The sequence below is a fragment of the Phenylobacterium koreense genome, from assembly GCF_040545335.1.
GTDB lineage: Bacteria > Pseudomonadota > Alphaproteobacteria > Caulobacterales > Caulobacteraceae > Phenylobacterium > Phenylobacterium koreense.
In genome coordinates this window covers 2,228,628-2,251,163 of the sequence record NZ_JBEPLU010000001.1, presented here as the reverse complement: position 1 = coordinate 2,251,163, position 22,536 = coordinate 2,228,628, and the positions used below count along the sequence as shown (strand labels likewise).

Below are 22,536 nucleotides of genomic sequence, written 5' to 3'. Positions count from 1 at the left end.
AGAGGGCGCGTGGATGCTTTACGTCGATATCCCCACAGCTGCTGAATTCAAGGCGCTGAACGAGGCTCGCGCCGACGCGTGCGTCTCCATTTATCTCCGGACCACGCCCCTGGCCCAAAGTCCGGACGCCACCCGCATCGAACTGGGCAACCTCATACGTCAGGCCCGCGAGCAGCTTCAGGGCTCAGGGTTCGACAAACGGCGACTGGCCCTGCTGACCGAGCATCTGGACGACCTGCTGGACGACGACGAGTTCTGGCGGCTGCAGGCCAGCAGCCTGGCGATCCTGGCGACGCCGGATTCGGTCCGGACCTTCCGCCTGCCCAACAATCTCTCCTCGATGGCGATCGTCTCCGACCGCTTTCACCTGAAGCCGCTGCTGAGGTCGATCACCTTCCCGCACTCGGCCTTCGTGCTGGCGATTTCGGAAAACGCAGTGCGGCTTGTGGGGGTCTATGCCGACCTGCCGCCCACGACGATCAAGGTTCCGGGCTTTCCCAAGCATGCGGCCGACGCGGTGGGAAAAGGCTCGCTGAACGACCGCTCGCCCTCGGGGCGGGTGCATGGGCTGGAGGGCCAGAACGTCCGGTTCCGCCAATACGCGCGCCAGGTCGACGCCGCCCTGCGTCCGGTCCTGACAGGACGCGACACGCCCCTGATCCTGGCCGGCGTCGGCCGGGTGCCTTCGATCTTCCGCTCGGTGAACAGCTATCCCGGCCTCGTCGACCAGACGATCGAGGCGAGCCCCGACCACATGACCGAGGCCCAGTTGGCGGAGGCCGCCAGGCCCATCCTGGACGGCGCCTACCAGCAGGAGCTTTCGCGCCTGCGGGCGCTTTACGAGGCTCGCGCCAGTGAGGGTCGGGCGACCTCGGACCTCTCGGACGCGGCCCGGGCGGCGACGGGCGGCGCGATAGAGGTGCTGCTGGTCAACATAGACACCGTGGTCCCCGGCGCGGTGGACGAGACCGGCGCGGTCACATTCTCGGACAAGGACGCTCCGGCCGGCTATGGCGTCGCCGACGAGATCGCCGCGCGGGCCCTGGCGAGCGGCGCCCGGGTGCTGGGCGTGCGCGAACCCGATCTGCCGGCAGGCGGCGAGTTGGCTGCGATCCTGCGTTACCCTGTCTAGGGCCGCCAGCCGCGAGCGCGGGCGGCGCCTTCTTCCTCAGGACTGAGCCGCTCGCCGACCATCTCGGCGTCGACGAAGGCCAGCACCGGGTCGGGCAGGGCCGAGGCCGCCTGGCGGTAGTCGCTCGAAGCTTGCGGCGGCGCGCCCGGCGCCAGGATTGCGATACGCCAGCCGCCGGGTTCACGACAGGCGACGCCGCTGTCTCCCTCCCGCGTGAAGGCGCGGCAAACGGCGTCCGCCCTTCGGAACGAGAAGACGATCCGCGTGCCGCCCGGCGACAGCTCTCCGACCGGCAGGCTCGTAAGATCGCTCGACAGGCGCCGGCCAGCCTGGAGGCCGGCCTCGCCCGACACATAAGGGCCTGTCTTCAGCATCTGCATACCCGCCGCCCCGATCAGACCGGCGACCAGCCAGGACGCAGCGATCGCCCCCCAAGTCCACGGGCGGCTAAATCCGCGCGGCCGCCCGGCGGCGTCGCCTGCCGCCTTGACGAGTTGCAACAGAGCCTCGGGCGGCGGCTCGTCGAGGATCGGGCCGTAGGCGTCCGCCAGGCGGATCCGGAGTGCGGCGGCCTCCTGCAGGCGAGCCGCGACAGCCGCGTCTTCCGCCGCCGCCGCTTCAACCACGCGAGCTTCGGCCTCGCCGAGTTCGCCGTCCACATAGGCCGCGATCGTCGCCTCGGAGATCGTCATCGAGCCCCCTCCTCTCCTTCGAGATGCGCAGCAAGAGCCGCGCGGCCGCGCACCAGGCGGCTGGTCAGGGTTCCCATCGGCACGCCCATCACTTCGGCCGCCGCCTGATAGGACAGGCCATCGACCAGCACGAGGGCCACCGCCAGGCGCTGCTCAGCGGGAAGGCGCTGCATCGCGCCGTGCAGCACGCCGAAGTCGGCTCGAGCCTCCATCGCGCGCACGGCGGCGAGATCATCGCCCGTCCGTTCGACGTCCTCCCCGACGATGATCAGCGAGGCCCGGCTCGCCGTCGAACGCACCTCGTCGATCCAGGCGTTGCGCATGATGGTGAACATCCAGCTATCCAGTCGACTCCCACGCTGAAACCGATCGGACCTGGCAAGAGCCCGAGTCACGGTGACCTGCACCAGGTCGTCCGCATCGGTCAGGTTCCGGGTGAGCGCCCGGGCCAACCGACGCAGGCGAGGCAGCAGAGCCACCAGGTCGCGTTGGAATCCGTCCAATTTCGTACTGTCCTGTGAATGAAACGGGCGGGACCGCACGTTTAATCCATTCGACGATCTTGGAAACGCCGCCGGTAACCGCATGCCTCGCACCTCGCGCCTCTCCGTCCTCGCCTGCGCGCTCCTTTTGTCGGCGCCGACCGTGAGTCATGCGCAGGGCCGCGGCGGCGGTTTAGGTCTCGGGGGCGGAATACCCGACGTCTCGGCGATCACCGACCGGGCGCTGGCGCGCCACAGCCTGCCTGATACGGCGTTCAGGGGCCTGGAGCGCGCGCAGGCCGCATCCTCGACGGCCGCCGAGCGCGCGGTCGCCCGGGTCGCCCAGGTGCGTCAGCGGCTGGCCGAGGATCGCCGCCGGGCGGTCCCCGTGCTGGCGACAGACCGCACCGGGCATTTGGTCGTCCGCAATGAGGTAGTCGCCGTGGCCGCCTCGGAGGCGTCGCTCGCCGCCGCCCGGCAGGCGGGATTCTCAATCCTCCGGCGCACGTCCTATGGGCCGCTCGACCTCGAGGTGACGGTCCTGGCCGCGCCGCCGGGCATGGCCACCGACCGCGCCGTCGCCCTGCTCCGCGAGCGTGATCCGGCCGGCGCCTACGACTTCAACCACCTCTATGACGGGGCGGGCCTGGCCCCGCAGGGTCAGGTTACGGCGGGCCGCCGCGGCTCGGCCAGCGTCGGCATGATCGACAGCGGGGTCGATATCCGCGCCGAGGCCCTACGGGGCGTCCGGATCGAGCAGCGCGGCTTCGTCGGGCCCGCCAGCCCGCAGCCGCACGGCTCGGCCGTGGCGGCGATCCTCGCCGCTCCGGGCGGCGACGTCGGGAGCCTGCGGGTGGCGGACGTCTACGGCGCCAACCCCACCGGCGGCAGCGCCGAGGCGATCGTCGCCGGCATGGCCTGGCTGGCGCAGAGCGGGACGCCGGTGATCAACATCAGCCTGGTCGGCCCGCCGAACCTGCTGCTGGGCGCGGCCGTGCAGTCGCTGGTCTCCAAGGGATTCCTGCTGGTCGCCCCCGCCGGCAACGACGGCCCAGCCAGCAAGGACACCTATCCGGCTTCCTACCGCGGCGTGATCGCGGTGTCGGCCGTGGACTCCCGCGGACGCCTCCTGCCCGAGGCCAGCCAGCCCTCGCACATCGACTTCGTGGCCTTGGGCCTGACGCCTCCGCCAGGCTCCGCCGGCAAGGCTCGCCCCTTGCGAGGCACCTCCTTCGCCGCTCCGGTGGTGGCCGCGCGCCTCGCCGGCCTGATGACTGCGCCAAGCCGGACCGCCGCTCGCCGCGCGATCGACGAACTCGCCTCGACGGCCCGCGACCTCGGCACCAAGGGCAAGGATGCACGCTTCGGCTACGGCTGGGTCGAAGCAAGCTCCAACTGAAAAAGTCCGGGCCGTCCCCCCCGCCCCGTGGATGAAAAACCGCCGGGCTCCGTTCTTTCGATCAGGGCCGCCCTCCGGCCGCCCCTGACGAGACAACCTGACGGAGTATCGCATGAAGACCCTGACCGCAGGCGTAGTGGCCCTGACCCTCGCCGGGGCGAGCAGCCTCGCCTTTGCCCAGCAAGCCACGCCCCCGGCTCCGACGACCGACACGGCTGCGACCACCGACAGCGCGACCGCCACCGACGCCACGGCCGCAGGCGACACTACGGCCTCCGATGACGCGACCACGGCCGTCGGCGCCACCGCCACGACGACCGATACGACGACCGCCGATGACGCAGTCGCGGCTGAAACCACCTTCGGCGCCGAGGTTCGCGCCCTGGCTCAGTCGCAGGGTGAAGATGACGCCCACGGCATCGGCGATCAGGTCAGCGCCCTGGCCCATGCCCGCAACGACGCCCGCCGCGCCCCCCGGGCCGGCGGCGACGACACGACCACCGATCCCGCGACCGATATGGCGACGACCGGCGACGCGGCGGTGACCGCCGAGGCGACCGTGGACGCCGGCATCAGCGTCGAGGCTTCCGACCGCGGCGCCGCGGCTCGCGCGGGCGCGGCCTCCGTCGCCGCCGCGCGCGACGCCAACCGGTCCATCTCGACCGCCACGGGCGCGGTCGCCGACCTGCGCTCGACGGTTCGCTCGAGCGTCGCCGAAACCCGCAGCGCCACGGCCGGAACGCGCGCCGACATCGCCGCCACCCGGTCGAACGCCGCCAGCGTGCGGGCCGACGTGGCGAGCACGGTCTCCCAGGCCCGGGCGGTCAAGGACATCGTCGCCGCCGCCCGTCCGGGCCGCGGCCACTAATTCACCGTTCAAGCAACTTAGCGGGGCGCCAAAGGCGCTCCGCCTCATTTTCGGGGGCTTCATGAAACACCTAGCCATTCTCGCGGCCTGCACTGCGTCCGCCTTCGCCACCGCCGCCGACGCCCAGGAAACCGCCGGGTCGAGCGGCCTGTCGCTGACCACCGGCCTCGACTACTCCTCCGGCTCATACTCCGCGGACGAAAAGACCGAGATCCTGGTTGCGCCGTTCAGCGCCGCCTGGCGGAACGACACCGTCCGGCTCACCGCAAGCTTGCCCTATGTGCGCATCGACGGACCTGCGGGCGTCGTCCTCGGGCCGGACGGCAAGCCTCTGCCCGGCGTCACCGGCGTCGCGGGCAAGCGCTCCGGACTGGGAGACTTGAGCCTTGGCGGCAGCATCACCCTTCCGACTTTGCCCATTGGCCTCGGCATCGACCTTACGGGCCGGGCCAAGCTGCCCACCTCCGATCCCGACAAGCACCTGGGCACCGGCGAAGCCGACTTCACCGTCGGGGCGGATTTCACCTATCCGATCGGTCCCGTCGCGCCCTTCCTCTCGGTCAACTACCGCATGCCGGGCGATCCCGAAGGCGTGGAGCTGCGCAACACCTATGCGGCCTCGGTGGGCGCCAGCATGGTGTTCGGCCGCTCGATCGCCATCGTCTCCTACGACTACGCCCAGGCCAGCAGCCCCCTGGCCAAGGACGCCAGGGAACTCTTCGGCGCGGTGAGCACCCCGGTCACCGACAAGGTCAACGGCACGCTCTATGGGACCGCGGGACTGAGCGAAGGCAGCGCCGACTATGGCGTCGGGGTGATGCTCACGCTCAAGCTCTGACCCCGGCCGCTGGCCTTCTCGGCGCGACGACTCCCTGCGTCCGTCGACGAGGCCGGCGCCATCGCTTTCCCTTGCGGCCCGGCGCGAGCGGCCATAGAGCGGGAGGGAACTGGCCGCGGGGCGGCTGTGCGAGACTTTTGCGCCATGCCACAGACATTCGAGCGGTCGGCCTATCTTGTGCTCGGCATGCACCGGTCGGGCACCTCGGCCACCGCCCAATTGCTGGCGCTGGCGGGCGCCGAATTGCCGGACAACGTCATGCCCGGCGATGAGCACAACGCCAAAGGCTACTTCGAACCCTGGAAGATCTCGGTCTTCAACGACCAGCGGCTGCGGGCGGCGAAATCGGCCTGGGACGATCCCTTCAACCTGCCCTACCAGCCCCTGGCGCCGGACGCCGAGGCCGAGTGGAAGGCCAGGGCCGTGGACCTCTTCCGCGCGGAGTTCGGCGAAGCGATCCATCCCCTGCTGAAGGACCCGCGGGTATCAGTGCTGCTGCCCATGTGGCGCGAGGTGCTGGCCGAAGTCGGGATGCCGATCCGGGCGGTGATCCCGGTGCGCCATCCGCTGGCCGTGGCCGGGTCGCTGTCGCGGCGGGACGCCTTCCCGCCGGAGAAATCGGTCCTCGTCTGGACGATCTACATGCTGGCCGCCGAGACTCATACGCGCGACGTTCCCCGCGCCTTCGTCTCCTATGACGGCCTGCTGACGGACTGGCGCAAGGAGGTCGCGGCCATGGAGCGCGCCCTGGGCGGCGCGTTGCCGCGCCTGGACGAACGCGCCGCCGGCAAGATCGACGAGTTTCTGACCAAGGACCTGCGCCACAACGAGGCCCTGGAGAGCCTGGAATCCCTGCCGCTGGTGGGGCCGATGGCTCAATCGGTGCTGGACTGGTTCGTGGCCGCGGCCAGCGGCGCCGAGCCCGACCGCGCCCCGCTTGAGCAAGCAGCGGCGCAAATCGCCAAAATGAAGTCGCAGATGGGCGTATTGGTCTCGCCCGTGACCAGCCAGCTCGATTCGACCCGCGCCGAACTGCTTCATCAGCGTCAGCTCAACGAGGTGCAGGCCAGCGCCATGCGCGCCCTGGAGCATGAAGCGGCCCTGCTGCGTCAGGAGCATGCCAAGATCGAGGCGGTCGTCGATGCGGCCCTCGCCGCCCGCTAGGCCCACCGCGAGTAACCTTCACTTGGCCAACGATCTCTCAAAGCTCGACCCGACCACCGACGCCGAGGCCCTGCTGGCCCGCCGCAGGGACCTGCATCGCGCGCGCATGGTGGTCGCCGAAGACCGCTGGAACCGCTTCCGCAAGGCCGCCGGCCGCCGGGTGGGCCTGGCCGACAAGGGGCCGACGGAGCAGCGCTTCGACCTGATGCTGGCCCGCGCCAAGTGGCCGGGCCGTGCGGCGCTGCTGGCTCGCTCGGGTCTCTGGGACTTTCGCCTGGACCGCGCCATCGGCCGCGACGGCGGCAAGGCCCGCGGCCTGGTCTCCTATGTGCGCGCCGGGCCCGATGCGGGCGCCAATCCCAAGGCCCTGTTCGATCAGGCCTGGTACATGGAGCACAATCCCGACCTGGCCGGCTCGCGCTGGGCGCCGCTCGCCCACTACCTGATCGCCGGGGACAAAGAAGGCCGCAGCCCCCACCCGCTGTTCGATCTCAAGGACTATCGCAGCCGCCATGCGGTGAAGGTCGCCGCCACCGGTCTGACCGCTCTGCAGCACTTCCTGCACAAGGGCGTGCGCGAGGGCTATGCGCCGCATCCGCTGTTCGACGTCCGCTACTATGTCGGCCAGTCGGACGAGGTCGCCGACAGCGGCGAGAACCCGCTGATCCATTATCTGCGCGAGGGCTGGCGCAAGGGCTACCAGCCGCACCCGCTGTTCAACGGCGAATGGTACCTGGCCACCAATCCTGACGTGGCCGAGATCGACGCCGCGCCCCTGCTCCACTACGCGGCCAGCGGCGCCTTCGAGGGCCGCAGCCCCCACCCGCTGTTCGACCCGCTCTGGTACGCCGACCGCTACCGCGAGGCCGCGCCGATGGGGATCAGTCCGCTGGCGCACTTCCTGGCCCACGGCTTCGAGGAACGGCGCGACCCCAGCATCCATTTCGACACCGCCTTCTATCTTGAGCAGCAACCGGACATTCCGGCCGATCTGCATCCGGTGGTGCACTACCTGACCGAAGGCGCCTTCGAGGGCGTCTCACCGGCGGCGGACTTCAACGAGGTCTCGTACCTGATCGAGAACCCGCAGGCCGCCGAGGTCCCGATCTCGTCGCTGGAGCATTGGGCCCTGAGCCGCGCGCCCAAGCCGGAAGCCGGGGCGATCGTCGCCCGGCCGCGCGGCGAGGCCGGCCTCTTCGAGCAGTTGCGCGCCGCGGGCAGGGCCAAGGACTCAGGCGCCTACGACAACCAGGCCTATCGCGACACCCGCGCTGCCTATGGCCGGATCCGCCAGCGCCACATCGAGGACGTGAAGGTCCAACCCTTCGACCTGATAAAGGTGGCCGAACGCGACGCCGAAAAGGTGGCCGCAAGCCTGGGCTTTTCGGCGCCCGCCAAGCCGCGGGTGTCGATCGTCATCCCGGCCTACAAGAACCTGACCTTCACCCTGGAATGCCTGGCGGCGCTGAAGGCCGCCGGCGATCTGGACGAGGCCGAGGTCATCGTCATCGATGACGCCTCCGGCGACGGGTCGGCGGACGTGGTGGCCAAGACCGGGGTCAAGCTGCTGGTCAACGCCGAGAACCAGGGCTTCATCCGCACCTGCAACCGTGCGGCGCAGGAAGCCGCCGGCGAGTTCCTGATCTTCCTGAACAACGACGTCCAGGTCCGGCCAGGCTGGCTGGACGCCCTGCTGCGCCCGTTCGCGGAGGAGGCCCGCGTCGGCGCCGCCGCGCCCAAGATGCTGTTCCCGGACGGCCGGCTGCAGGAAGCCGGCGCGCGCATTGGCGTCGACGGCGCGTCGGAGATGATCGGCCTCTTCGAGGATCCCGGCCTGCCGCGCTGGAACGTGCGGCGGGAAGTCGACTACGCCTCCGGCGCCTGCCTGGCGGTCCGCCGCGAGGTGTTCGCCGAGCTGGACGGCTTCGACATCACCTTCGCCCCGGCCTATTGCGAGGACGCCGACCTCTGCTTCCGCCTGCGCGCCCGGGGCCTGCGGATCATCTACGAGCCGACCTCGCAGATCGTCCACCACCTCAGCGTGACCGCCAACTCCATCGACAGCGGCTACAAGCACCGCCTGGCGACCCGCAACCAGCAGAAGTTCGTCGAGCGCTGGGGCGAGCAGCTCGAGGCGCTGAACCGCGTCCGCACCATCGCCTTCCACCTGCCGCAGTTCCACAAGGTGGCGGAGAATGACCGCTGGTGGGGTCCTGGCTTCACCGAGTGGACCAATGTCAGCCGGGCGCTGCCCAACTATCGCGGCCATTACCAGCCGCACGTGCCCGCCGACCTCGGTTTCTACGATCTCTCCGATCCGGCGGCGATGCGAGCCCAGGCCGAGCTGGCCGCGCGCTACGGGATCGGCGGCTTCTGCCATTACTTCTACTGGTTCACCGGCGGCCGGCGGATTCTCGAAAAGCCGCTTGAACCCCTGCTGGAAAGCAAGGCTGACGATTTTCCGTTCTGCCTCTGCTGGGCCAACGAGAACTGGACCCGCACCTGGGACGGGCAGGAACGCGACGTCCTGCTGGCCCAGACCTATGAGGAAGGCGACGCCGAGGCCTCGATCGCCGAGCTCGAACCCTATCTGCGCCAGCCGAACTACATCCGCATCGACGGCAAGCCGCTGCTGCTGATCTATCGGCCGGGCCTGCTGCCCGATCCCAAGGCCTGGACGGACGCCTGGCGCAGGCATTGCCGCGAGGCCGGCGTCGGTGAAATCTACCTCGCCTTCGTCGAAGGATTCGAGAAGGCCGGCGGCAAGACCGATCCGGAAAGCCTCGGCTTCGACGCCTCGGTCGAGTTCCCGCCGGCCGGCACCGGCGCCCTGATCCATCCGCCGGGTCCGCTGTTCAACGCCCGCTTCGAGGGCCGGGTGAACGACTATCGCCAGATGGTCCGCACCTACCTCGGCGCCCAGCCGCTGGGCCACAAGCGCTTCCGGGGCGTCATGCCCTCCTGGGACAACACCCCCCGCCGCCAGGATGGCGGTTGGGTCTTCCAGTACGCCAGCCCCGGCGCCTTCCAGGCCTGGACCGAGGCCATGTTCGAGGAAACCCGCCGCCAGAACTTCGGCGACGAGCGGATCGTCTTCGTCAATGCCTGGAACGAATGGGGCGAAGGCGCGCACCTGGAGCCCGACCAGCGCTTCGGCCACGGCTGGCTGGAAGCCGTGAAGAACGCCGCAGAAGCCGACCTACTGGACAAGTCATGACCCCGGCCGATCTCGTCCTCGTCGGCCACCCCTTCTCCGCGATCGGGATGGCCGAACATGTCCGCTCCGCCTTTCGCGCCTTCCGCGCGGCCGGGCTCACCCCCGGCCTGATCGACATCTACGGCATGGACCGCAACAAGGACCCCGACTTCGAGCGGGAGTTCGCCGGCCACGTCGTCCCGACGCTCAGCCCGAAGACCAACCTCTTCTGCATCAATGCGGACGAGGTCGAGCAGGCCATGGGCGTACTGGAGCATCTGGGCTCGGGCCCGGCCTTCCAGAGCGCCTACAACATCATCTATCCGGCCTGGGAGCTCGCGAACTATCCCGAGCCGTGGGCGAAGATCCTCGACCGCTTCGACGAGGTCTGGGCGCCCTCGCGGTTCATTCAGGACGCCATCACCCCGGTCACCGAGCGCCCGGTCGTCCACATGCCGCTGGCGGTCGAGCTGACCATGTCCTCGTTCCTGGGACGCCGTCACTTCGGCATTCCGGAAGACGCCTTCGTCTGCCTCTTCTTCTTCGACTTCTCGTCCTACGCCGAGCGGAAGAACCCCTTCGCCATGCTGGAGGCCTTCGAGAAGCTGGTGGCCGCACGCCCGCACGCGCCGCTGCATGCGGTGGTGAAGTACAAGGGCGGCGACGACGGCAATCCCGCCCGCAAGGCCCTGGAGGCCCGCCTGAAGGCGCTGGGCGGCCAGGCCCAGGCGATTACCCGCCAGCTCTCCGACAACGAGATCAAGAATCTGGTCCGCTGCTGCGACGCCTTCGTCTCCCTGCACCGCTCGGAAGGCTTTGGCCGCGGCCCGGCCGAGGCGATGATCATGGGCCGCGCGGCGGTCGCCACCAACTATTCAGGCAATCTCGACTTCATGACGCCCGACACCAGCCTGCTGGTCGACTGCGAGCTGATCCCGGTGGCCGAAGGCGCCTATCTGTTCGGCGAGGGCCAGGTCTGGGCGGACCCATCGGTCGACCATGCCGTCGAACTGATCGGCGGCCTGCTGGACGACCCTCGGTCCAGGCGCGACCTCGGCGAGCGCGCCCGCCGCCATATCCGCACCAACTTCAGCAACCGCGCGACCGGCCTGCGCTACGCCGCCCGGCTCGAGGCCCTGGCCTAGCTCCTTTCAAGGCCCCCCGTTGACACATGTCACGGCGGCGCCGCCTCCTTTGGCTCAGGGATAGCTCCGGCTATGCGAGGGAGGCGAAACTGACGCGCGCCAGCATTTGGCTGTTCTGGGGATTTTGGGCGGTGCTCAGTCTCCTCTGGCTCGTCGTGAACGGAACCGTCTTTCCCGTCGCGAACATCTTCGCCCTGCGCGAGCGTCTGATGCAGTTCAGCGGCGTCCTCGCCATCGGGGCGATGAGCGCGGCGATGATCCTCGCGATCCGCCCGCGCTGGCCCGAGGCGCGGTTGGGCGGCCTCGACAAGATGTACCGGCTGCACAAGTGGCTGGGGATCGGGGTGCTGGGCCTGGCCGTCTTTCACTGGCTCTGGTCCGAAGGGCCGAAATGGGCCGTCGGGGCCGGCCTCCTGACCCGTCCCGCCCGCGGGCCGCGCGCGGAGATCACCGACCCGGTGCTCCAGACGCTGCGCAGCTTCCGTGGAACGGCCGAGGAGATAGGGCTCTGGGCCTTCTACGCCCTGGTCGTCCTGCTGCTGATCGCCCTGGTGAAGAAGATCCCATACCGGTGGTTCCGCTACAGCCACAGGCTGATCGCCCTCGCCTATCTGGCGCTGGCGTTCCACGCCGTGATCCTGCTGGACTACGCCATGTGGATGACGCCCCTCGGCGTGGTCCTGGCGGTGCTGACGCTGGCCGGCGCCTATGCCGCGGTTCTCTCGCTCGTCGGGCGGATCGGCGCCGCGCGGCGCGTGACCGGCCAGATCGCGGAGATGCGCAACTATCCGGGCGTCCATTCCCTCGAGACGGTCATCGAACTGGGCCAGGGCTGGCAGGGACACAAAGCCGGACAGTTCGCCTTCGCCACCTCTGACCGGATCGAAGGGGCGCACCCCTATACGATCGCCTCGGCATGGGATCCTGCGAACCCGAAGGTCACCTTCATCTCCAAGGAACTCGGCGACCACACCACCGGGCTCGTGGATCGGCTGAAGGTCGGCCAGAAGATCACCGTCGAAGGCCCGTATGGCTGCTTCACCTTCGACGACGGCCTGCCGCACCAGATCTGGGTCGGGGCCGGTATCGGGATCACCCCGTTCATCGCGCGGCTGAAGGACATGGCCGCCCACAGCCCGATGCAGGCCTGTCCTGAAATCGACCTGTTCCACACCACCCGCGAGGTGGACGAGGACGCGCTTGAACGCCTCGCCCAGGACGCTCGCGCCGCCAATGTGCGCCTCCACGTCCTGATCGACGACCGGGACGGCAGGCTCTCGGCCGAGCATATCCGCAGGACCGTTCCCGGATGGCGAGGCGCCAGCCTGTGGTTCTGCGGCCCGATCAAGTTCGGAGCGGCGCTGCGGGCCGACTTCGCCGCGGAAGGCATGGCGGTCGACCAGCGGTTCCATCAGGAACTGTTCGAGATGCGATGAGGGTAGTGCTTGCGGCTCCAGTGAGACGGAGGAAGCGAGCCCCGCTCGAAGGGCTTCCCGCACCCCCTGCAGAATTTCACTTCACCGGTATCCATCAAGCGCTCCTTCGACCGCTTGGGACAGGTGACGCGCGAGCACGTCGATCAGGCGGCTGGCGCTCGCACGCAGCTCATGTCGGCCGGTCGGCGCCAAAATCATGTCGACGGCCGGGCTTGGCGCATTGCCATTTCGCAACCCTGGCGGTCGCCTTCGCGAACGCGCGTCAAGCGCAGCCTTGGCCTTGGTCAGCCGCGCCAGGAATGGGCTGTCGCTCCCTCCGTCGGACGCCCGTCCGCCTGTGCGAAATCACCTCGCTCCATACCGAATTTTCGGATTGACGCGACGGCAGCTCCCAGCGTTGTATCCAGCGCAACGGGGCCTAGAGAGCGCGTATTATAGGAGGAATGATTGGGCAGCAGCTCAAACGGGGGGGTGAGCGATCGCCTTACTTTGAAGACCAAAGTCGCATTCGGCGTCGGTAGCGGCGCCGAGGCCATCGCGGGCGCCGCGATCGGCTCCTATACGCTTCTTTACTACAACCAGATTCTCCAGGTTCCGGCGCACTGGGTGAGCTTCGCCATCGCCGCCAGCCTGTTGCTGGATGCGGTCACCGAGCCGATCATCGGCTCCCTGTCGGACCGCACCAGGTCCAGGCTGGGCCGCCGGCATCCGTGGATGTTCGCCGCCCCGATCCCGATCGCCCTGATGCTGTGGTCGATCTACAATCCGCCCGCGATCCTGGATCACCTTGGCCTGACGATCTGGGCGGGCGTGACGGTCTCGCTGCTCCGCCAGGTCATGGCCATCTACCACACGCCGCACCTGGCGCTCGGAGGTGAGCTGTCACCCAACTACACAGAGCGATCTAAGGTGATGGCCTACAACAGCCTCTTCACCTGGGTCGGGGCCGCCGGCACATCCTGGGTCGCGCTCACCTTCTTCTTCCCGGCGACGCCGGAATATCCCCGCGGCCTGCTCAATCCCGAGCCGTGGCCGCGGTTCGCGACCGCGATGGCGCTGTCTGCGCTGGCGATCCTCCTGGCCTCGGCGTGGTTCACCCGCGACCGCATCCCCTTCCTGCCCAAGCCCGACCCGAAGACGCCGAAGTTCAGCGTCGGCGAGTTCTTCACGGACGTTCGCCGGGCGATGACCAACGTGAACTACGTCTGGCTTCTGATCGGCTACTTCTTCCTCTCGATGATGATCGGCCTGCGTGGCGGGCTGCATCTCTATACGAGCATCTATTTCTGGGACCTCTCGAGCGAAGAGCTCCGGTGGTTCATCATCGGCAGCTTCACCGGGTTCGCCACCGCCTTCCTGTTCGCGGCGCGCATGCATGGCCGCTTCGACAAGAAGCAGACGATCCTCTGGTCGCTGGTGGGCTTCGCAGCGATTCCGGCCGTCCCGGTGGTCCTCGGCCTGGCCGGCGTCATGTCCCACGAGACTCCGGGCCTGGTGTGGATCCTGATCGGGTTCTCGGCCCTGAGTTCGGCCGCCATGAGCATCCTGCAGATCAGCGTCATGTCTGCGCTCGCCGACATCGCCGACGAGAACGAACTCAAGCATGGCGTCCGCCAGGAAGGGATCCTCTACTCGACCCGGTCGCTCGCCGCGAAGCTCGACCAGGCGATCGGGACCCTGCTGGCCGGCCTCGTCCTGAAGTTCATCGCCTTCCCGGTCGGTGCGAAGGGCAAGGCCGACGTCGCCCCGGACGTCCTGTTCAACCTGGTGCTCTGGGACGGCGTCATTGCGGCCATCCCCGGCCTCATCGCCCTGCTGGCCTACGCTCGGTACCGCATCACCCAGGAGAGCCACGCCGCGACCCAGGCCGCGCTCCGGGAACGGCGCGCCGAAGCCGCTCGTCCGCCTGAAGCGAAGGCGGCCGCCGCCGCTCCGGCCGAGGCCGCTCCGGCGCTGGCGAAGTAGCCGCCAAGGGACCTGGCGCCTAGCCGGCCGCCAGGTCCTCACCTCTCCGGGGCTCGCGCTCGTCCCGAAGTTGTTCTTGTATCCCGGTCGCGACGCAGCATCATCGCATCTCCGAGACTTTTGCCGGCCGCCGATGCTTCAGATTCGCGCCCTCATTCCGCACCAGACATGCGACGAGGTGATCAAAGCCATCGAGGCTGATCCCGCGACCGCCAATCTTGTGGTGCTACGCGGCGTCGCCCTGCGCGGCCAGGGCGACCTCGTCCTCTTCGACGTGGCCCGCGAGAACATCAACGCCATCATCGCCAAGCTGCGAGCGCTTGGCGTCGATACGTCCGGCTCCATCGCCCTGCTGGACCGCGTGACGGTCCTCTCCGACGCGGCCGAGGCGGCCAGCATCGCGGCCGCAGGCCACCCTGCCGACGCGGTGGTCTGGGACGAAATCGAGGATCAGGCGAAGGAGGACGCGCAGCTATCGTGGTCGTTCCTGAGCTTCCTGGTGCTCGCGACTCTGATCTCCAGCATCGGCCGCTATCTCGATCAGCCCATTCTCATCATCGGAGCAATGGTGGTCGGGCCCGAGTTCGCCCCGATCGCGGCGATCTGCCTGGCGATCGCCCGCCGCCGCGGCGCCCTCTTCAGGCCGGCGATCATCACGCTGCTCGGGGGCTTTGCGATCGCCGCCGTCATAACCTGGCTCCTATGGGCGCTCGCCAATGCGGCCGGACTGGTCGACCCGGTCGCCGCCACTACCGGCCCCGCCACCGGGTTCATCGTGCAGCCGGACGCCTGGTCCTTCGTGATCGCCCTGCTCGCCGGTTGCGCCGGCGTGCTGTCGCTCACCACCGCGAAGTCTTCGGCCCTGGTCGGCGTGTTCATCTCGATCACCACCGTGCCGGCCCTGGGCGCCATGGGCCTGACCGTCGCGGTCGGCGCGTGGGACGAGGCCTGGGCCTCGCTCGTCCAGTTGGCCGTCAACGTCGCCGGCATAATCGTGGCCGGTACGGCCACCCTGGTCGCGCAGCAGTTGGCGAGCCAGACCCCGCGCAAGGAGCGCCGGCCGAACCTTTGAGGCTAGCGGGCCGCCAGGCTCGTCGACGCAGCCGGCGCCTGGGCCAGGGCTACGGGCCCGGGATTCTCGGTGATCGCCACCTGGTGGATGGTGAAAGCGCCGCCGGCCTGGTCGTCGGTGTCCAGGCGGATCTGGTCGATGAGCGAACTCTTCCAGTCCTCGCCGCCAAGGGCGAGGTTGGCCATGTCGTAGACCAGCACCACCGTCTCGCCCACCGCCGGGTTCGCGCCGGCGATCGGCTTGGCCTGGAACGCGCCGCTCTCGCGGTGCGCTGCGGTGCTGTAGAAGACCGCCCCATCCCAGTCCGCGCCAGCCCGGACGCGGGTCAGGCGGACAAGCACGAGTGAATAGCGATCGCCGTCCAGCTCCAGCCCCTTGGGCGAGCGCAGCACCGGATCGGCCTGCAGGTTCCGCAGGTCCAGGCCGAAGGCGGGCGCGGGCAACGCCTCCCCGCCGCTCAGCACGAAGCCCTCGGTGGAGCCGTCGAACGTCCAGAGCCGCCCGGCCTTCAACGGCGCGCCGTTGATCTCGAAGCGGCCGGCCTCGTCGCTCCAGCGGACGACCTGCAGCCGCAGGTTCGCCGCGACCTTCGCAGGCTCGGGCGCCACGGCGGCCCTCGCCCAAGGGGCGGGCTGGTCGCAGGCGCCGAGCGCCGGAAGAACTGCAGCCAGGGCCGCAACGATCAGGAATTGTCTCATGCGAACGGTCCGGGCCGTCACACTGCGGACATTGGCCGGAAATTCCGGCGAACAGACGGCTGCAAGGCCAGATAGAGAGCCCCAGCCGCCGCCGCCAGATCGAGCGCGTAAAGATATCGATGATCGCAGGCGATCGAGATGACGAAGAAACTCGCGGCGAAGGCCAGGGCCGAAGCCATGAACAGAGCGACCACGATGTCCTGGTCTTCGCGCCGCCAGAGCAGGGCCGCCATGACCAGGGCCGCGACGGCGGCCGAGAAGAGGTGCGAGTAGAGCGGCGTCGCGACGAACGCCTGCCCGAACCTGGCCAGGGCCCGGTCCTTGGCGCTCGACCTCGGCTCCATGCCGAGCCGCGCCAGGATGGCCGGTGGTCCGGTGACGCCGACGAAGACAGGAACGCACCGCGACCGATCCGGCGGCGCGACAAGCCAGCGAAACACCTCCCAGCGATGCGTGAGGTAGGTGGTCGGATGGCTCGAGATCAGGGCCAGCCACTGGGCGCGCATCACTCCGGGGGGCGTCTTCCAGAGGGCGGGCGCGAGGTCGGGACGGCGCTCGAAGAAATCCACGCGTTCGGGCGAATAGGCCTGGGGCGCGGCATCGCGGATGAGGGCCGCAGCCTCCGGCCGCCCGGCCTGGGCGACACCCGTCGGTTGGGCTTCGGGGTCGCGCGCCAGGATCCCCACGACATCATAGTGCTGCAGGATGCGAAGGCCGACCCCGAGGGCCTTGTCCGGTCCGGCTCGTCGCGGCTGGGCGGCCTGGCCCATGGCCGCGGCGGCAAGGCAGATGAGGAGCACCCATGCTCCTCCGAGCGCGATGGCCTTGGGCCAGCCGAGGCGCCGGCCGAGCACCCAGGCCACGGCCGCGCCGGCCCCGGCGACGAACACGAAGCCGTTCTGGCGGATCGACATCGCGACCGCCAGGACGAGGCCTGACGCGAGCAGCGCCAGCCAGCCCCTGGGCCTGCGCGAAGTCAGTCCGAAGGCCAGGGCCACGAACCCGAAGACCGTGAGATTGGCGAACAGCACGTCTTTCCAGACTATGCCCTGAAAGATCAGCACCGTCGGGGAGAGGATGAACACCACCGCCACCGGCACGGCCCACCAGGACGTGGTCGGTCGCAGCCGCGGCGCCCAGGCCAGGGCGGCGAAGAGGCTGGCCGCACTCAGGGCGACATAGAGGCCCAGGCCCCCCGGCAGGCCGTCCGCCAGGCCGACGATCCTGGCGTAGAGAACCGGTCCGAAGGTCTCGCGGACCTGCAGGCGCCCCTCGTAGAGCGCCATCACCGAATCCACCGACAGGTGCGGCGGCAGCCCCGCCGCCAACACCAGCAGGAAGCCGAGCAGCAGGACGCCCTTCAGCGTTCGGCCTGCGGCCGTCTCCACCCGCCCGGACACTCAGGCCCGGACTTGCATGAGGATGATGAAGAAGCCCGCGAGCATCATGGCGTAGCCTGCGGCCATGCCGACGGAGACCGGTTCCTTGAAGATCAGCCAGGCGGCGAGCGGCACCAGCGCCGATCCGATCAGCGAGAAGGCGTAGGCGGTGGATAGCGGCGTGCGGGTCAGGACGTAGAACCAGAAGAGGGCCGTGGCCGCGTACCAGGCGAAGGCCCCCATCAGCGGGTAGTTCTGGAGCACGCGGAGCAGGAAGGGGCCTTGCTGCGAGGCGTTATGGATAGCCGCCCACTTGAAGAGCAGTTGGCCGATCGGCAAGGCCACGGCGAAAGCGCCGCAGAGCAGCATGTCCTTGAGAGTCATCCTCGGCCGCCAGCGATGCGCTCAAGCGTGCGCAGATAGGGGTGAATAGGCCGGTTCGGCACGTTCTGGACATCGAAATTGATCGCCTGGAGCAGAAGCTGGACCCCGATGATGACCGGCAGGGCCGCGGCCATCACGACGCCGGCGGAGGCGGCCTGCCCCGGATCGCGGACCGCGAACCAGTGAAGGCCGTAGGTCGCGCCGGCCGCCAGCAGCAGGAATCCGACGACCAGCTCGATCGTCGCCACGTTGAAGTCGCGGACGAAGTACTGCCCGATCACCCGACGGATAAAGTTACTAAGGTGACGGGCAGAAAACGTGCCGATAACCGCGCCTATCCGCAGGTTGCTCCTCTCGTCGCCATAGCGTGACGGCATCGGGGAATCGCGGACCACCGCCCGCAAGGCGCCCAGGTGGTAGAGCAGGTCAGTCTCGAAGAAGAACCGCCTGGCGACAGACCGCTGGAGGACCTGCCGGGCGACGCTGGCCTCGAGCGCCGTGAAGCCGTTCGTCGGATCGAAGATGTTCCAGTAGCCGGTGGACGCTTTGGCCGCGAAGCTCAGCGCCGCGTTGCCGAACACCCGGAGGCCGGGCATCGAATTGAGGTGCCCGATGGAAGTGAAGCGATTGCCCTTCACGTAGTCGGCCTCACCCAGCAGGATCGGCGTCACGAGTTGGGGCAGATAGGCGAGGTCCATCTGATCGTCGCCGTCGATCTTGACCAGGATCTCTCCGCCCCGGCGCTCGGCTTCCCGGTAGCCGGCCAGGACGGCCCCGCCGACGCCCTCGTTCTGCGGCAGGCGCAGCACGACGATGCGGGGGGGCAGATCCTGCGCTTCCAGGAAATCGGCCGTACCTTCGGGACATGCGTCATCGACGCAGACCACGCCCTCGACCCAGTCCGGCACACGGCTCAGCACCGTCAGGATCTGCGCACGCACGCGATAGCAGGGGATGATGATCCAGACCCGCGCGGCCTTGAGCGAGATCTCGGCGGCGCTGATCGCGGATCGGGATTCCACCGACCAGGGCTGGTCGCTGATCAACATGGAACACGCCTCGTGAAAGCTGGCGACCGAATAAGGGCGTCCGTTCAAGGTTGCAAACCTGCGCCGCGGCGACTACCCCCGGCTCAGATCGGATCAGCCTGGGACAGCAACGCCCGCTATGCGTCATGAACTGGTGCGCGCCCGCGCCCCCCTTCGCCTGGGCTTCGGCGGCGGCGGAACCGACGTCTCGCCCTACTGCGACGAGCACGGGGGCGTGGTGCTCAACGCGACCATCGACCTCTTCGCCCATGTGACCATCGAGGCGCGGACGGACGACCAGGTGCTTCTGGTCGCAGCCGATCGCGACCAGGCCTGGCGCGCGCCGGCCACGGCGCCGCTGCCGACCGACGAGCCGCTGCGCCTGCTCAAGGGCGTCTACAACCGCTTCATGGCCCAGAACGGCCGGGCCATTCCGCTGACCATGGTGTCCTATGCCGACTGCCCGCCCGGATCGGGGCTGGGATCGTCGTCCGCCCTGGTCGTGGCCATGGTCGAGGGTATGCGCCGCTTCATGGGGCTGGAGATGAGCCCGCAGGCGGTCGCAGCCCTGGCCTACGACATCGAGCGCTGCGACCTGGGCCTGGCCGGGGGCACCCAGGATCAGTACGCCGCGGCCTTCGGCGGCATGAACTTCATGCGCTTCTTCGAGGAGGCCCGCGTGGAGGTCGAGGGCCTGACGGTGCCGGAAAAGGTGCTGAAGGAGTTGGAGGCGAGCCTCGTGCTCTACTTCACCGGGGTCAGCCGCGAATCCGCCGCGATCATCGACGAGCAGAAGGCCAACATGAAAAGCCAAGCGCCGAAATCGCTGGAAAGCCTCCACGCCCTGAAGGCGGGCGCCTTCGAGATGCGCGACGCTCTGGTGGCCGGCGACCTGCCCCGCTTCGGCGCCCTGCTCGACGCCGGCTGGCTCTCGAAGAAGCAGACCGCCCACAACATCTCCTCGCCGGAGATCGACAAGGTCTATGAGGCCGCCAAGGCCTTCGGCGTGTTCGGCGGCAAGGTGTCCGGCGCCGGCGGCGGCGGCTTCATGATGTTCCTGGTCGATCCTCCGCGCCGAGAAGGCCTCAAGCGCCTGCTCGGCGGCTTCGGCGGCGTCGCCCAGGGCGCAGCCTTTACAAGGACCGGGGCCGAGTCCTGGGACGTGCGATAGGATCAGTGCATTGAAAGAACTCTCGAAATCCATCGCTCGGCGCATGGCCGAACCGAACTTCGCCCGCCGCTGGTTCGTGGGCGAGGGCCTGGATATCGGCGGCAAGCCCGATCCCCTCTCGCTCTACGCCCCATTCTTTCCCGGCCTGAAGTCGGTGCGGATCTGGGACTGGGAAGACGGCGACGCCCAGTTTCTGCAGGGCGTCGCGCCCGGCAGCCTGGACTTCGTCCATTCGAGCCACTGCCTCGAGCACCTGGTCGATCCGCGCCAGGGCCTGAAGGCCTGGTTCGAGGCGTTGAAGCCCGGCGGCTTCCTGATCATCACCGTGCCGGACGAGGACCTCTACGAGCAGGGTGTCTTCCCCTCCACACACAACCGCGATCACAAGTGGACCTTCACCATGCTGAAGTCCAAGTCCTGGTCGGACCGATCGATCAATGTGCTGGACCTGCTAGCCGAGCTCGGCCCCGCCGCCGACATCGAGAAGATCGCGTTGCTGAATTCGACCTATCGCTACGACCTTCCGCGGTTCGACCAGACCCTGACGCCGATCGGTGAATGCGGGATCGAGTTCGTTGTCCGCAAGCGTTCGGCCCAGGAGGTCGAGGCCGGCGGCCTGGTGCGCCAGGCCGAGCAGCCCGCCCCGGCCCTGCGTCGGCACTTCAACCAGTATCGCGCCGACCACGCGCACATGAAGACCAGCCCGCCGCCGTTCGAGGACGAAAGTCCGCTTTAGTAGGGCAAAACAGCCTTTTGATTTGAATTTTCCACGAGAATCCTCGCCTGGCGCCACGCTTGCGCCGCAAAATGCGACCTGTTACCCACCCACGCGAGCGACGTGCGGCGGGTGCGCCGGCGAGCTTTTGGTCGGGAGACTGAATGCAATCCGTACAACACATGGTGCGCACCGGACGGCGCGGCCCCATGCACGAGTTCAGCATGGCGTTCGCGGACCTGCGCGCCTCGTTCGAGCGTATCGGCCTGGCCTGGTCGCTGGCCTGGCACGACGTGGTTTCCCGTTACCGCGGTTCGATCCTCGGACCGTTCTGGATCACCCTCTCCATGGGTCTCATGGTGGCGGGTATCGGCTTCCTCTACGCCAACCTCTTCAAGGTCCCGGTCAACGAGTTCATCCCCTATGTGGCGCTGGGCATCGTGTTCTGGGGCATGATCGCCAACGTGATCCTGGAGGGTTGCCAGACCTTCGTGCAGGCCTCCGGCATCCTCTCGCAGACCTCGCTGCCGATGATGACCTTCGTCTGGCGGACGGTGATGCGCAACGTCATCAACCTGCTGCACCACGTGGTGATCATCGTCGGCGTGCTGGTCTTCTACGACCACTGGCGGCAGACCAACGTGCCCGTCGGCGTGGTCGGCGTCATCCTGCTGCTGCTGAACATCTCGTGGATGAGCCTTGCGGTCGGCATGGCCTCGGCCCGGTTCCGCGACATTCCGCAGATCGTCGGCTCGGTGATCCAGTTCTCGATGTTCATGACGCCGGTGTTCTGGCTACCGGGCGGGCGCCTGGTCGACCACGCCGTGCTGCTGCTCAACCCGTTCTATCACCTGCTGGAGGTCGTGCGCGCGCCGCTGCTGGGCCAGAGCGTCGACACCCTGACCTATGTGGTGCTCAGCGTACTGGCGCTGGTAGGCTGGATCGCCACCTTCTCGACCTTCGCTGTCATTCGCCGCCGGATCGTACATTACCTATGAAGGGCCCGCAGATTTCCATCACGGTCAGTGACCTGACCCTTCGCTTCCCGGTCTACGGGGTCGACGCCAAGTCGCTGAAGAAGCACCTGGCGCGTATCACGGTCGGCGGCAAGCTCGGGCGCACCAGCATGGGCGCCACCGAGGTCACCGCCCTCTCGGGCGTCAATATGAGCCTGAAGTCCGGCGACCGGCTGGGCCTCATCGGTCACAACGGCTCGGGCAAGACCACCCTTCTGCGGGCTCTCGCCGGCGCCTACGAGCCGGACGAGGGAACCATCGACGTGCACGGCCAGATCGCCGCCATGCTCGACCTGAATCTCGGCATCGATCCATCGGCCACCGGCCTCGACAACATCCGCCTGCGCGGCCGCATCGCCGGCCTCTCCGCCAAGGAGATCGAAGAGCGGATGACCGAGATCGCCGACTTCACCGGCCTCGGCCCATTCCTGGCCATGCCGCTGAAGACCTATTCGGCCGGGATGCAGGCGCGCCTGGCCTTCGCGGTGGCCACCGCCGTCCACGCCGACGTGATCCTGATGGACGAATGGATCGCCGTCGGCGACGCCGACTTCCAGAAGATCGCCCACAAGCGGATCCTGGAACTGATGGAGCGGGCCGGCATCCTGGTGCTGGCCTCGCATGACCTTGAGCTGATCCGGCTCTACTGCAACAAGGTCATGCGTATCGAGAGCGGCGTCGCGTCTCCGATCATGGACGTCAAGAAGCTGGACCAACTGCTCGCAGCGGCCTGACCGCCGCCAGCAGGACAACGAG

20 protein-coding genes are annotated in these 22,536 nt (G+C 68.5%); 14 read left to right on the top strand and 6 right to left on the bottom strand.

Going from position 1 to position 22,536, the window contains the following annotated elements; all coding sequences use genetic code 11:
- The first annotated feature begins 13 nt into the window (after positions 1 to 13).
- On the top strand, positions 14 to 1,132 hold the full coding sequence (locus tag ABID41_RS11240) for a baeRF11 domain-containing protein (RefSeq protein WP_354297651.1): 1,119 nt from the start codon (positions 14 to 16) through the stop codon (positions 1,130 to 1,132).
- On the opposite strand, the gene ABID41_RS11235 is transcribed toward ABID41_RS11240, so the two are convergent.
- Entirely contained in the window at positions 1,129 to 1,824 is a 696-nt protein-coding gene (locus ABID41_RS11235) for a hypothetical protein (RefSeq protein WP_354297650.1), read from the bottom strand. The two genes, ABID41_RS11240 and ABID41_RS11235, sit on opposite strands and share 4 nt — an antisense overlap.
- The gene (locus ABID41_RS11230) at positions 1,821 to 2,327 is read right to left on the bottom strand and encodes an RNA polymerase sigma factor (RefSeq protein WP_354297649.1); all 507 of its coding nucleotides are present in this window, start codon (positions 2,325 to 2,327) and stop codon (positions 1,821 to 1,823) included. Before ABID41_RS11230 ends, ABID41_RS11235 begins: the two co-directional genes overlap by 4 nt.
- Before the next feature lie 142 nt (positions 2,328 to 2,469).
- On the opposite strand from ABID41_RS11230, the gene ABID41_RS11225 reads away from it, so the two are divergent.
- The 9 genes from ABID41_RS11225 to ABID41_RS11185 all read left to right on the top strand — a co-directional run bounded on the left by ABID41_RS11225 (position 2,470) and on the right by ABID41_RS11185 (position 15,389).
- On the top strand, positions 2,470 to 3,705 hold the full coding sequence (locus ABID41_RS11225; RefSeq protein ID WP_354297648.1) for a S8 family serine peptidase: 1,236 nt from the start codon (positions 2,470 to 2,472) through the stop codon (positions 3,703 to 3,705).
- A gap of 112 nt (positions 3,706 to 3,817) precedes the next feature.
- A complete protein-coding gene (locus ABID41_RS11220; RefSeq protein ID WP_354297647.1) occupies positions 3,818 to 4,573 on the top strand; it encodes a hypothetical protein in 756 nt (251 codons plus the stop codon).
- A 61-nt stretch (positions 4,574 to 4,634) separates the two neighbouring features.
- Complete coding sequence (locus ABID41_RS11215; protein WP_354297646.1) at positions 4,635 to 5,411, top strand: hypothetical protein; 777 nt, start codon at positions 4,635 to 4,637, stop codon at positions 5,409 to 5,411.
- A gap of 144 nt (positions 5,412 to 5,555) precedes the next feature.
- The gene (locus ABID41_RS11210) at positions 5,556 to 6,575 is read left to right on the top strand and encodes a sulfotransferase family protein (protein ID WP_354297645.1); all 1,020 of its coding nucleotides are present in this window, start codon (positions 5,556 to 5,558) and stop codon (positions 6,573 to 6,575) included.
- 22 nt (positions 6,576 to 6,597) lie between these two features.
- Positions 6,598 to 9,792, top strand: coding sequence for a glycoside hydrolase family 99-like domain-containing protein (locus ABID41_RS11205; protein WP_354297644.1), 3,195 nt, complete (start codon positions 6,598 to 6,600; stop codon positions 9,790 to 9,792).
- Positions 9,789 to 10,916 carry a glycosyltransferase family 4 protein gene (locus ABID41_RS11200; RefSeq protein WP_354297643.1) on the top strand — a complete coding sequence of 376 codons (1,128 nt, stop codon included), beginning with the start codon at positions 9,789 to 9,791 and terminating at the stop codon, positions 10,914 to 10,916. Before ABID41_RS11205 ends, ABID41_RS11200 begins: the two co-directional genes overlap by 4 nt.
- Positions 10,917 to 11,047: 131 nt before the next feature.
- Positions 11,048 to 12,352 (top strand): ferredoxin reductase family protein, encoded by a 1,305-nt coding sequence (locus ABID41_RS11195; RefSeq protein WP_354297642.1) that lies wholly within the window; start codon positions 11,048 to 11,050, stop codon positions 12,350 to 12,352.
- Between the two features lie 489 nt (positions 12,353 to 12,841).
- A complete protein-coding gene (locus ABID41_RS11190; protein ID WP_331931574.1) occupies positions 12,842 to 14,317 on the top strand; it encodes an MFS transporter in 1,476 nt (491 codons plus the stop codon).
- A 133-nt stretch (positions 14,318 to 14,450) separates the two neighbouring features.
- Positions 14,451 to 15,389, top strand: coding sequence for a DUF389 domain-containing protein (locus ABID41_RS11185; RefSeq protein ID WP_331931575.1), 939 nt, complete (start codon positions 14,451 to 14,453; stop codon positions 15,387 to 15,389).
- Positions 15,390 to 15,391: 2 nt separating this feature from the next.
- Here ABID41_RS11185 and ABID41_RS11180 read toward each other — a convergent pair whose 3' ends face one another.
- From ABID41_RS11180 to ABID41_RS11165, 4 genes are read right to left on the bottom strand one after another with little or no spacing between them, the layout of a single operon-like run.
- Positions 15,392 to 16,087, bottom strand: a complete 696-nt coding sequence (locus tag ABID41_RS11180; RefSeq protein WP_354297641.1) for a hypothetical protein — start codon at positions 16,085 to 16,087, stop codon at positions 15,392 to 15,394.
- Between the two features lie 17 nt (positions 16,088 to 16,104).
- A complete protein-coding gene (locus ABID41_RS11175) occupies positions 16,105 to 17,475 on the bottom strand; it encodes a hypothetical protein (RefSeq protein ID WP_354297640.1) in 1,371 nt (456 codons plus the stop codon).
- A gap of 12 nt (positions 17,476 to 17,487) precedes the next feature.
- The gene (locus ABID41_RS11170) at positions 17,488 to 17,850 is read right to left on the bottom strand and encodes a DMT family transporter (RefSeq protein ID WP_331931578.1); all 363 of its coding nucleotides are present in this window, start codon (positions 17,848 to 17,850) and stop codon (positions 17,488 to 17,490) included.
- On the bottom strand, positions 17,847 to 18,899 hold the full coding sequence (locus ABID41_RS11165) for a glycosyltransferase family 2 protein (protein ID WP_354297639.1): 1,053 nt from the start codon (positions 18,897 to 18,899) through the stop codon (positions 17,847 to 17,849). The genes ABID41_RS11170 and ABID41_RS11165 overlap by 4 nt, the downstream gene beginning before the upstream one ends.
- A 118-nt stretch (positions 18,900 to 19,017) precedes the next feature.
- Between ABID41_RS11165 and ABID41_RS11160 the strand changes: the two genes are divergently transcribed.
- The 4 genes from ABID41_RS11160 (at position 19,018) to ABID41_RS11145 (ending at position 22,514) form a co-directional block, all read left to right on the top strand.
- Positions 19,018 to 20,049, top strand: a complete 1,032-nt coding sequence (locus ABID41_RS11160) for a GHMP family kinase ATP-binding protein (RefSeq protein WP_354297638.1) — start codon at positions 19,018 to 19,020, stop codon at positions 20,047 to 20,049.
- A 10-nt stretch (positions 20,050 to 20,059) separates the two neighbouring features.
- Positions 20,060 to 20,785 (top strand): methyltransferase domain-containing protein, encoded by a 726-nt coding sequence (locus ABID41_RS11155; protein WP_354297637.1) that lies wholly within the window; start codon positions 20,060 to 20,062, stop codon positions 20,783 to 20,785.
- A gap of 143 nt (positions 20,786 to 20,928) precedes the next feature.
- The gene (locus tag ABID41_RS11150) at positions 20,929 to 21,762 is read left to right on the top strand and encodes an ABC transporter permease (protein ID WP_354297636.1); all 834 of its coding nucleotides are present in this window, start codon (positions 20,929 to 20,931) and stop codon (positions 21,760 to 21,762) included.
- On the top strand, positions 21,759 to 22,514 hold the full coding sequence (locus tag ABID41_RS11145; protein WP_331931583.1) for an ABC transporter ATP-binding protein: 756 nt from the start codon (positions 21,759 to 21,761) through the stop codon (positions 22,512 to 22,514). The genes ABID41_RS11150 and ABID41_RS11145 overlap by 4 nt, the downstream gene beginning before the upstream one ends.
- The last annotated feature ends 22 nt before the right edge of the window (positions 22,515 to 22,536 follow it).